The sequence below is a fragment of the Desulfofundulus thermocisternus DSM 10259 genome, from assembly GCF_000686645.1.
In the GTDB taxonomy this organism is placed as follows: domain Bacteria; phylum Bacillota; class Desulfotomaculia; order Desulfotomaculales; family Desulfovirgulaceae; genus Desulfofundulus; species Desulfofundulus australicus.
Map to the genome: position 1 here is coordinate 21,511 of NZ_JMLG01000026.1, position 8,801 is coordinate 30,311.

An 8,801-nucleotide genomic window follows, 5' to 3' on the forward strand; every position below is an offset into this window, starting at 1 on the left:
AACATCTCCCTCCCGCCTTTAAATACCTTCTTCCCGCTTCCACCTTTCCAGTGTCTTAAGCGCCCGCCCGGCCAGGGCCAGGTTGCGCCGCCGCCGGTCCCGGATGTGTTCCTCCAGGGGAGGAAACAGGCCGAAGTTGACGTTCATGGGCTGAAAATGCTTCGGGTCCGCGCTGGTGATATAATGGGCCAGGGAACCGTGGGCCGTTTCCCGGGGGAAGACCACGGGCCGCAGGCCCCGGTAAAGCCGGGCGGCATTGACCCCGGCCATCAGGCCGGAAGCAGCCGACTCCACATAACCCTCCACCCCGGTCATCTGCCCGGCCAGGAACAGCCCGGCCCTCTTTTTGCACTCGAAGGTGGGCGCGAGCAAAACCGGCGAGTTGACGTAGGTGTTCCGGTGCATGACCCCGAAACGCACGAACTCCGCCTCTTCCAGACCCGGGATCATGCGGAAAACCCTTTTCTGCTCGTCCCACTTGAGGTGGGTCTGGAAACCCACCAGGTTGTACAGCGTGCCGGCGGCATTATCCTGGCGCAGCTGGACCACCGCGTAGGGCTGCTTTCCCGTGCGGGGGTCCACCAGACCCACGGGCTTGAGGGGCCCGTAACGCATGGCGTCCTTCCCCCGCCGGGCCAGGACTTCGATGGGCAGGCAGCCCTCAAAATTGACTTCCTTCTCAAATTCCTTGCGGGAGGCCCTTTCGGCGGTGGCCAGGGCCTCCTGGAAACGCTCGTATTCCTCTTTGTTCATGGGGCAGTTGATGTATTCCCCCTCCCCCTTGTTGTACCGGGAGGACAGGAACACCTTATCGAAATTGATCGATTCCCGGGTGACAATGGGCGCCACCGCATCGTAAAAGTAAAGGTAGTCCTCCCCCGTCAATTCCCGCAGGGACCTGGACATGGCCTCCGAGGTCAGGGGGCCGGTGGCCAGCACCACTATCCCCTCCCCGGGGAGGGCGGTGACCTCTTCCCGGCGGACCTCCACCAGGGGGTGGCCCTCCAGCGCCTCCGTAACCGCCCGGGCGAAACCCTCCCGGTCTACGGCCAGGGCACCGCCGGCCGGCACCCTGTGCCTGTCGGCGCAGGCCATGATCAGGGAACCCAGGAGGCGCATTTCTTCCTTCAGCAGGCCCACGGCGTTTTCCAGGGCGGCCGCCCTGAGGGAATTGCTGCACACCAGCTCGGCAAAAAAGCCCGTATGGTGGGCCGGCGTGAATTTATGGGGGCGCATCTCGTAGAGAATCACGGGCACGCCCCGCCGGGCCAGCTGCCAGGCTGCTTCCGCGCCGGCCAGCCCGGCGCCTATAACCGTAACTGCTTCGACCATCAGCTTCTTCCTCCAGTTTCTCCGGTTGCCGCGGGGCCGGACTCTTTTCCCGCCATAATTGATAACGTGTCGCCGTCCCAGGGCTTAAAGGAAGGCTCCTTTTCTTCCGCCGGCTCGCTCCCGACCGCCACATCCCGGGCAGCTTCACCGTTGGAGCCCGCCTTTTCCCTGGTGACCCGGTACCGGCACTGTTCATTGATGCATTCCAGTACCTCCCGCTCACCCCGGCCCCTCTTCACCACCAGCATATCCCCGCAGCGGGGGCAGTTTTCACCGGCGGGCTCATCCCAGACCATGAAATCGCACTCCGGGTAGCGGCTGCAGCCGAAAAACCGGCGGCCTTTCTTGCTACGCCGCACCACCAGCTCGCCCTTTTTGCACCGGGGGCAGGGTACCCCGGTGGTCTCTAAAAGGGGCCGGGTGTTCCGGCACTCGGGAAAACCGGGGCAGGCCAGGAACTTCCCGTAGCGGCCCGTCTTGATGACCATGTTCCGGCCGCACTGCTCGCACACTTCCTCGCTGACCTCGTCGGCCACGGCCACCCGGCCGATTTCCTCCTCGGCCCGGGCCAGGGTTTCCTGAAAAGGACCGTAAAAGTCCCGGACCACCTGCACCCAGTCCATCTCCCCCTCCTCTATCCGGTCCAGGCTCTCCTCCATCTGGGCGGTGAATTCCACATCGATGATGTCGGGGAAGTGCCTCTTCAAAAGGTCCACCACCACCATCCCCAGTTCGGTGGGAACCAGCTGTTTCTTCTCCCGCACCACGTACCCCCGCCTGATAATGGTCTCCAGGATGGGAGCGTAGGTGCTGGGGCGGCCAATCCCCTTTTCCTCCAGCGCCTTGACCAGGGTGGCATCGGTATAGCGGGGAGGGGGCTGGGTGAAGTGCTGTTTGGGCGTCAGGGACTCCGCCTCCAGAGCCTCCCCCTCGGAAAGGGCGGGCAGAACCCCTTCCTCTTCCCTGGCCTCATCATCCCGGGACTCCTCATATACCCGGGTGAACCCGGGGAACGTGACCACCGACCCGGAAGCCCGGAAAATATAGCGTCCCCCGCCAATATCAACGCTGGTGGTTTCAACGACGGCCGGGCTCATCTGGCTGGCCACGAAGCGGGACCAGATCAATTTGTAAAGCTTGTACTGGTCCGGCGTGAGGTACTCTTTAACGGCCTCGGGCTCCCGCTCCACGGAGGTGGGCCGGATGGCCTCGTGGGCATCCTGGATCCTCCCCCGGGCCGCCACCTGGCGGGGCTTCTCCGGGACATATTCCGGGCCGAACTTCCCCCGGATGTAATTCCGGGCATCCTCCACGGCCTGCGCGGCCACCCGGGTGGAGTCGGTACGGATATAGGTCACCAGGCCCACGGGGCCCTCCGGGCCCAGCTCCAGCCCTTCATACAGCTGCTGGGCCACCATCATGGTCTTGCGGGCCGTGAAATTGAGCTTGCGGTAGGCCTCCTGCTGCAGGCTGCTGGTGGTAAAGGGCAGGGGGGGCTGGCGTTTCTTCTCCCGGCGGGTAATCCTGACCACCCGGTAGGAAACCCCCCGCAGCTCCTTTAAAATTTCCTCCACCTGGTCCCGGGTCTTAATCTCAACCTTTTTATCCCCGGCCTTGTAGAGCCTGGCCTCAAAGGGATCCTTACCCCGGCGGGTGAAGACGGCCGTCAGGGTCCAGTATTCTTCCGGGACAAAGGCGGTAATCTCCTCTTCCCGGTCGCAGATCAGCCGCACCGCCACCGACTGCACCCGCCCGGCGGAAAGGCCTTTCTTCACCTTGCGCCACAGGAGGGGGCTGAGCATGTAGCCCACCAGCCTGTCCAGTACCCGGCGGGCCTGCTGGGCATGAACCCGGTTGTAGTCGATGGGTCGGGGTTCCTTGACGGCATTCTGCACGGCCTGCCTGGTGATCTCATTAAACTCAATGCGGCAGGGAGAATTTTCGTCGATTTCCAGCACGCTGGCCAGGTGCCAGGCAATGGCCTCCCCCTCCCGGTCGGGGTCGGAGGCCAGCAGCACCCGGTCGGCCTTCTTGACCGCGGCCCTGAGCTCCTTAATGATCTCCCCCTTGCCCCTGATGGTGATGTACTTGGGCGTAAAGCCGTGCTCCACGTCCACCCCGAACTGGCTCTTGGGCAGATCCCGCACGTGCCCCATGGAAGCTTTAATGGTATATTTTTTACCCAGTAATTTGCCAATGCTTTTGGCCTTGGCAGGTGATTCCACAATAACCAGCGTTTTGGACAAAGACGTCCACCTTCTTTTTTTTCGATTTAACCATATATATTAACCGCGCGCATCTTTTTTAAAAATGTATGAATTATTACCGGCTTTAGAACCGCAAGGACCTCCCGCTCCTGGCGTAAAGCCGCCCGGGAAACTGCCTTACCAGACCCTTGACTTCCAGAAACATGAGCGCGGAAAGCACCTGCTGCACAGCCAGCCCCGTTTTTTCCACCACCACATCCACCGGCAGGGGCTCCGTGGAGAGCGTCCCGTAAACGGCTTCCTCGTCGGCGGTAAGCCGGGGAAGGGCCGGCGACTGCCGCTCTCCGGCAGGGAAAAGGCAGGTCATCCCCAGCTCCTCCAGGATATCTTCCGCGCCCTCCACCAGCCGGGCACCCTGCTTGATTAACTGGTTGGGGCCGCGGCTCTGGGGGCTGGTTACCGGGCCGGGAACGGCCATAACCTCCCGCCCCTGCTCCAGGGCCAGGTCGGCGGTAATGAGGGCACCGCTTTTTTCCGCGGCTTCCACCACCACCGTGGCCCGGGACAGGCCGCTGATGATCCGGTTGCGCACGGGAAAATGCCAGGCCTCGGGAGGGGAACCGGGAGGGAACTCGCTGACCACCGCCCCGGAGCGGATAATCTCCTCCATCAACCGCCTGTTTTCCCGGGGGTAAACCACATCCACACCGCACCCCAGCACGGCCACCGTCATCCCCCCGGCCGCCAGGGCCCCCCGGTGGGCGGCGCTATCAATTCCCCGCGCCATGCCGCTTACCACGGCCAGCCCCGCCCGGGCCAGCTCCTCACCCAGTTTTTCGGCCACGGCCAGGCCGTAAGGGGTGGGCCGGCGGGACCCCACCACGGCCACCGCCTGTTCCCCCAGCCGGGACAGGCTGCCCCGGACAAAAAGGGCGGGCGGGGGATCAAAAATATTCCGCAGCAGGCGGGGATACTCCCCATCCTCGATGGTGACGTATTTTATATCCTGTTCCTGCAGCCGGGCCAGCTCTTCCCGCAGGTTCAGTTCCGCGCGGCGGTGCACCAGGCTGCCGGCCATCCCCGGCTCGAGACCGCCCCGGGTGACCAGTTCCTCCCCGGAGGCCGCCCAGGCCGCCCCGGGGGACCCGAATTTCTTCACCAGGCTCCAGACGTACCTGGCGCCGCCCGGCAGAAGGTACTGCCAGCCCAGCCAGTATATTTTCCTTTCCAACAGTTTCACCCCTGGTTGAAAAAGGCATTCGGGAAGCGGCGGGTAAATTCCTGCCCCAATGGGAAATTTTGTTCTACCCGTGAATATATACTACCAGGATCAACCGCCGCGATAGCAACAAAATACCACGCCTGCAAGGAGATGGCAAGATGGGCAACCTCATAAATAAGCTGACCGCCCTGTTCAGGAAAAGGTTCCGGGGCCGTGATTCCCGGGATGCCCTTCTGCTCCTCCGGCAGGACGTGGAGCAGTTGAAAAAAGAGGTCCTTCTGCTCAGGGAACTGCTGGAAGCCCGCTGCTGGCATATTGATAAATTCCACGTCGACCGCATGGAAGTTGAACAGTTCAACATCAACCTGGAAAGCATCAATGTGGACCAGCTGGGAGGGGCGCTGAACGTGGGGATAACCCACAGTTGCCCGGTGGGCAAGGAAGACCCGGCGGGCCCACCGGACCCGCCGGATCAACCCGGGGAAAAGGAGGGCTACAGCCTGACCTTCCGTCCCCGGCCTTAACCCGCCGCCCCGGCCGCCACCTTTAAAATACCGTCCAGGTCCTGCTCCAGCACCAGGAGATCCCGGAACAGGTCCCCCGTTTCCTTCAAACGCTCAAAGATGGTGTTCATGTTGAAATCCGCCGGGTCCACCTCCAGGCTGCGGACCTCATCCCAGCTCAGGGGGGTGGAAACGGGAGCCCCGGGCAGGGGGCGCAGGCTGTACGGGAAGGCCATGGTTTTGCCGCGCCCGTTCTGCAGGTAATCCAGGTAGACCCTGCCCTTTCTCCTGGGCACCGCCCGTTCCAGGGTGGTCCGGGCCGGGCAGGCCTCATGGACCAGCCGGGCGATATACTCCATGGCCCGGGTGACATGCGGGAAGGGGTAAACCGGCCGGAGGGGGATGAACAGGTGCAGGCCCCTGGCCCCGGAGGTCTTGACAAAAGCCTGCAGGCCGAACCCGGCCAGGGCCCGGTGCACCAGCAGGGCCACCTGCAGCACATCCCGGAAGGTCGCCCCTTCCGCCGGATCCAGGTCCATGACGGCAAGATCGGGGCACTCAATGTTATCCCGGGTGGAAAGCCAGGCGTGGACCTCGATGCAGGCCTGGTTGGCCAGCCAGAGCAGGGTGGCCAGATCATTGCAGATGATATAGTTGATCACCCTTTCCGCGTGGTGCACGGGGAAAGTTTCCACCCAGCCGGGGGCATAATCCGGGCACTCCTTCTGGTAAAAAGCCTCCCCCTCTATCCCGTCGGGGTAGCGCTTCAAAACCAGGGGCCGGTTGTGGATATACGGCAGCAAAAAGGGGGCGATATCGCTGTAATATTTGATCAAGTGGGCCTTGGTCAGCCCCTCCTGCGGCCAGAACAGCTTGTCCAGGTTGGTCAAAAAAAGGGACTTTCCGGAAATATCTTTTACCCACCGGTCCATTTTTTTACCCCCTCACCATATTATGCGCCGGGATACCCCGTCACCAAACAAAAATGTCCGCCAGGAAGTGACGTCCTCCCCTCAATTTATTGAGGGGAGGACGTCACCCGGCTTCCTGCCCAGATTAAACCACTGTCAGGGGAAGGAAAAATAAACCTGCCTGACGAATGGTCTTAAAAGGCAGTTAATGCTAATAAAAGGAGGCGGTCAATAAGACATGGGTGCCAAAAAAATTCTGATGCTTGTCGGCGATTACGTGGAGGACTACGAAGCAATGGTGCCGTTTCAGGCGCTACAGATGGTCGGACACACCGTTCACGCGGTCTGTCCCGGAAAGAAGGCCGGGGAGAAAGTACGCACAGCCGTACACGACTTCGAGGGGGACCAAACCTACAGCGAAAAGCCCGGTCATAACTTCACCCTTAATGCTTCTTTTGACGAAGTGAAGGCGGAAAATTACGACGCCCTGGTGATACCCGGCGGGCGTGCGCCGGAGTATATCCGACTGAATCCCGCGGTGCTGGAAATAGTACGGCACTTTGCCGGAGCAAACAAGCCCATCGCCGCCATTTGCCACGGTATACAGGTACTGGCGGCAGCAGGTGTACTCCACGGGAAAAGCTGCACGGCCTACCCGGCGGTAAAACCTGAAGTGGAAAATGCAGGAGGCAAATGGGTGGATGTAGAAGTAAACAGCGCTCACGTTGAAAATAACCTGGTTACCGCACCAGCCTGGCCTGCACACCCTGAGTGGCTTGCAAAATTCCTCAAACTCCTGGGTACAAGGATCGAACCGTAAGAAGTTAGTAAAGAGGAGTCCTGCTGACAAGGGGACTTCTCTTTTTGTATCAATTTAAAGAGGTTTTTTCAAATCCTTGCAGAAAATTTCCATATTGTTATTGAACAAATTGTTACTAAGCTGCCGAACCGGAGAAGAGAGGAGTCCTGTGCGCATGAAGGTGGGTGTGGGGTACAGTTTACATCCGGACTCCCGGGAAGCCGCAAGGAAGGCGGCACGGTTCGCCGTGGCCCGATCGGGACCGCCCGCCATCACATTTCTGTTTACCACCGAAGGGTACAATCAGGAAGAAATCCTCGAAACAGTGGTGGCCGAAACGGGAACCCCAAAACTGGTCGGCGCGTCCGGAGCAGGAATCATCACGGCAGAAGGGATCAAAAAACACGGTGTGGAAGTGGTGACGCTCGCCGGTGAAGGGATCACGGCCAGGACGGCCCTGGTGGAAATGCTAAACGAACGGGCTGACGAAACGGGCAGGGAACTGGCCGAGAGACTATTAAGCGGACAGACTCTGGAAGAAGGTACTGTATTTGTGTTTCCCGATGGCCTGGCGGGCAACATTGCGCGCATGCTGCGCGGTATTTACGACGTACTGGGCCCCCGGTTTACATATGCAGGCGGGGGAACCGGAGATAATATGCGCTTTTTCAGGACCTACCAGATGACCGAAACCGGCGTGGCCAGCGGCGCGGTAGCGGCAGCCCTGGTTGCCGGCTGTTCCTTTGCTACCGGCATCGGTCACGGCTGGGAACCTTTCGGCCCTCCGCTGCTCATCACCAGGACAAAGGGCAAGGTTGTCTTTGAAATTGACGAGCAGCCGGCCTTTCGGGTCTACTCGCGCCGGCTCGGGGGGATAACGGGCGAAGAGTTTCCCGACTGCGCCGTCCGCCACCCGCTGGGGGTACCGGATCTGAGCGGAAGATTCATTATCCGCGATCCCTTCAAACTGGGTGCAAACGGTTCGATTGAATTTGTCACAGAAGTCCCTTACCGTGCCGTGGCCTACCTCATGCGCTACACCAGTCCCGAAAGCCTTATCCGGGCGGCCCTCGAGGCAACAGTGCAGGCCAGGAATGCAGTGAAATTTCCCGGGTTCGCCCTGATCTTCAACTGCGTATCCCGCTCTCTGTTAATGGGAGAACATGCGGACCGGGAACTGGAAGCGATCCGGAATACACTGGGCGGGTTGCCGGTGGCGGGTTTTCTGACTTTTGGGGAAGTGGGCAGTTGCTCCAGCGGCCCCCCACTCTTTTACAACAAAACTTTCCTCATCGCCATGGGAGGGACGTCTTTGTGATGAACCCCGGCGCGCTGGAGCTGGCCTTTCTGTACGAGGTTTCCTCGCTTGCCTGGCCCGGTTCAGAAGCAGACCTTTTCGATGAAGTAATAGAAAAAGCGGTGCGGCTTTTCGGGGTCCAGCGGGCAGCCCTTGTCCTCCACGACGACACAGGGCAGTCCACCTGCTATACCTGGGGCTTCGGCCGGAACAAAGTAAACGTTCTCAAGGAACGGCCCGGGCAGAACCGGAATCCGGGGAGGGTTTATCTTAAGGAACTGGGGAGCCCTCCCCTGGGGAATCTTTACCTGGAAAGAAACGAAGATTTCCTGGAGAACGAACGCCGCCTGCTGGACGTGTTTTCCGGGCGGCTGGCAAATATTCTGCAGCTCCACATCTGGGAGAGGAAAACCAGAAAGCTGAAAGAGCGCTTCCGGCTGGTTTTCGAAAACATGCCCATGGTGGGTGCCCTATCCTTTGACCGGGAGGGAAGGATTTTACACTACAACCGGGAAGTGCAGAAAATCCTC

At 60.6% G+C, this 8,801-nt stretch carries 8 protein-coding genes; 4 read left to right on the plus strand and 4 right to left on the minus strand.

Translation table 11 applies throughout. The features are described from left to right. Positions 1-18: 18 nt before the first annotated feature. From trmFO to dprA, 3 genes are all read right to left on the minus strand, one after another. Positions 19-1,332: an FADH(2)-oxidizing methylenetetrahydrofolate--tRNA-(uracil(54)-C(5))-methyltransferase TrmFO gene (gene trmFO, locus BR83_RS0112400; protein ID WP_027357340.1), complete on the minus strand. Its 1,314-nt coding sequence runs from the start codon at positions 1,330-1,332 to the stop codon at positions 19-21. Then, positions 1,332-3,578: a type I DNA topoisomerase gene (topA, locus tag BR83_RS0112405; RefSeq protein WP_027357341.1), complete on the minus strand. Its 2,247-nt coding sequence runs from the start codon at positions 3,576-3,578 to the stop codon at positions 1,332-1,334. Before topA ends, trmFO begins: the two co-directional genes overlap by 1 nt. Positions 3,579-3,663: 85 nt before the next feature. After that, positions 3,664-4,770, minus strand: coding sequence for a DNA-processing protein DprA (dprA, locus tag BR83_RS0112410; RefSeq protein WP_034635394.1), 1,107 nt, complete (start codon positions 4,768-4,770; stop codon positions 3,664-3,666). A gap of 149 nt (positions 4,771-4,919) precedes the next feature. Between dprA and BR83_RS0112415 the strand changes: the two genes are divergently transcribed. Next, complete coding sequence (locus BR83_RS0112415; protein WP_027357343.1) at positions 4,920-5,285, plus strand: hypothetical protein; 366 nt, start codon at positions 4,920-4,922, stop codon at positions 5,283-5,285. Here the strand turns inward: BR83_RS0112415 and ligD are convergent. Beyond that, a complete protein-coding gene (gene ligD, locus BR83_RS0112420) occupies positions 5,282-6,196 on the minus strand; it encodes a non-homologous end-joining DNA ligase (RefSeq protein ID WP_027357344.1) in 915 nt (304 codons plus the stop codon). The two genes, BR83_RS0112415 and ligD, sit on opposite strands and share 4 nt — an antisense overlap. 217 nt (positions 6,197-6,413) lie before the next feature. Between ligD and BR83_RS0112425 the strand changes: the two genes are divergently transcribed. The 3 genes from BR83_RS0112425 to BR83_RS0112435 form a co-directional block, all read left to right on the plus strand. Then, positions 6,414-6,995: a DJ-1/PfpI family protein gene (locus BR83_RS0112425; protein WP_027357345.1), complete on the plus strand. Its 582-nt coding sequence runs from the start codon at positions 6,414-6,416 to the stop codon at positions 6,993-6,995. A gap of 154 nt (positions 6,996-7,149) precedes the next feature. After that, positions 7,150-8,292 (plus strand): FIST signal transduction protein, encoded by a 1,143-nt coding sequence (locus BR83_RS0112430; RefSeq protein ID WP_027357346.1) that lies wholly within the window; start codon positions 7,150-7,152, stop codon positions 8,290-8,292. Beyond that, on the plus strand, positions 8,289-8,801 hold a 513-nt coding region (locus BR83_RS0112435), incomplete at its 3' end, for a hypothetical protein (protein ID WP_157833020.1). The genes BR83_RS0112430 and BR83_RS0112435, both read left to right, overlap by 4 nt.

What these genes read in the sequence shown, in the direction of transcription:
- BR83_RS0112425 (WP_027357345.1), top strand. Translation starts at nt 6,414, where the DNA reads ATGGGTGCCAAAAAAATTCTGATGCTTGTCGGCGATTACGTGGAGGAC.
- ligD (WP_027357344.1), bottom strand. Translation starts at nt 6,196, where the DNA reads ATGGACCGGTGGGTAAAAGATATTTCCGGAAAGTCCCTTTTTTTGACC.
- BR83_RS0112415 (WP_027357343.1), top strand. Translation starts at nt 4,920, where the DNA reads ATGGGCAACCTCATAAATAAGCTGACCGCCCTGTTCAGGAAAAGGTTC.
- BR83_RS0112430 (WP_027357346.1), top strand. Translation starts at nt 7,150, where the DNA reads ATGAAGGTGGGTGTGGGGTACAGTTTACATCCGGACTCCCGGGAAGCC.
- trmFO (WP_027357340.1), bottom strand. Translation starts at nt 1,332, where the DNA reads ATGGTCGAAGCAGTTACGGTTATAGGCGCCGGGCTGGCCGGCGCGGAA.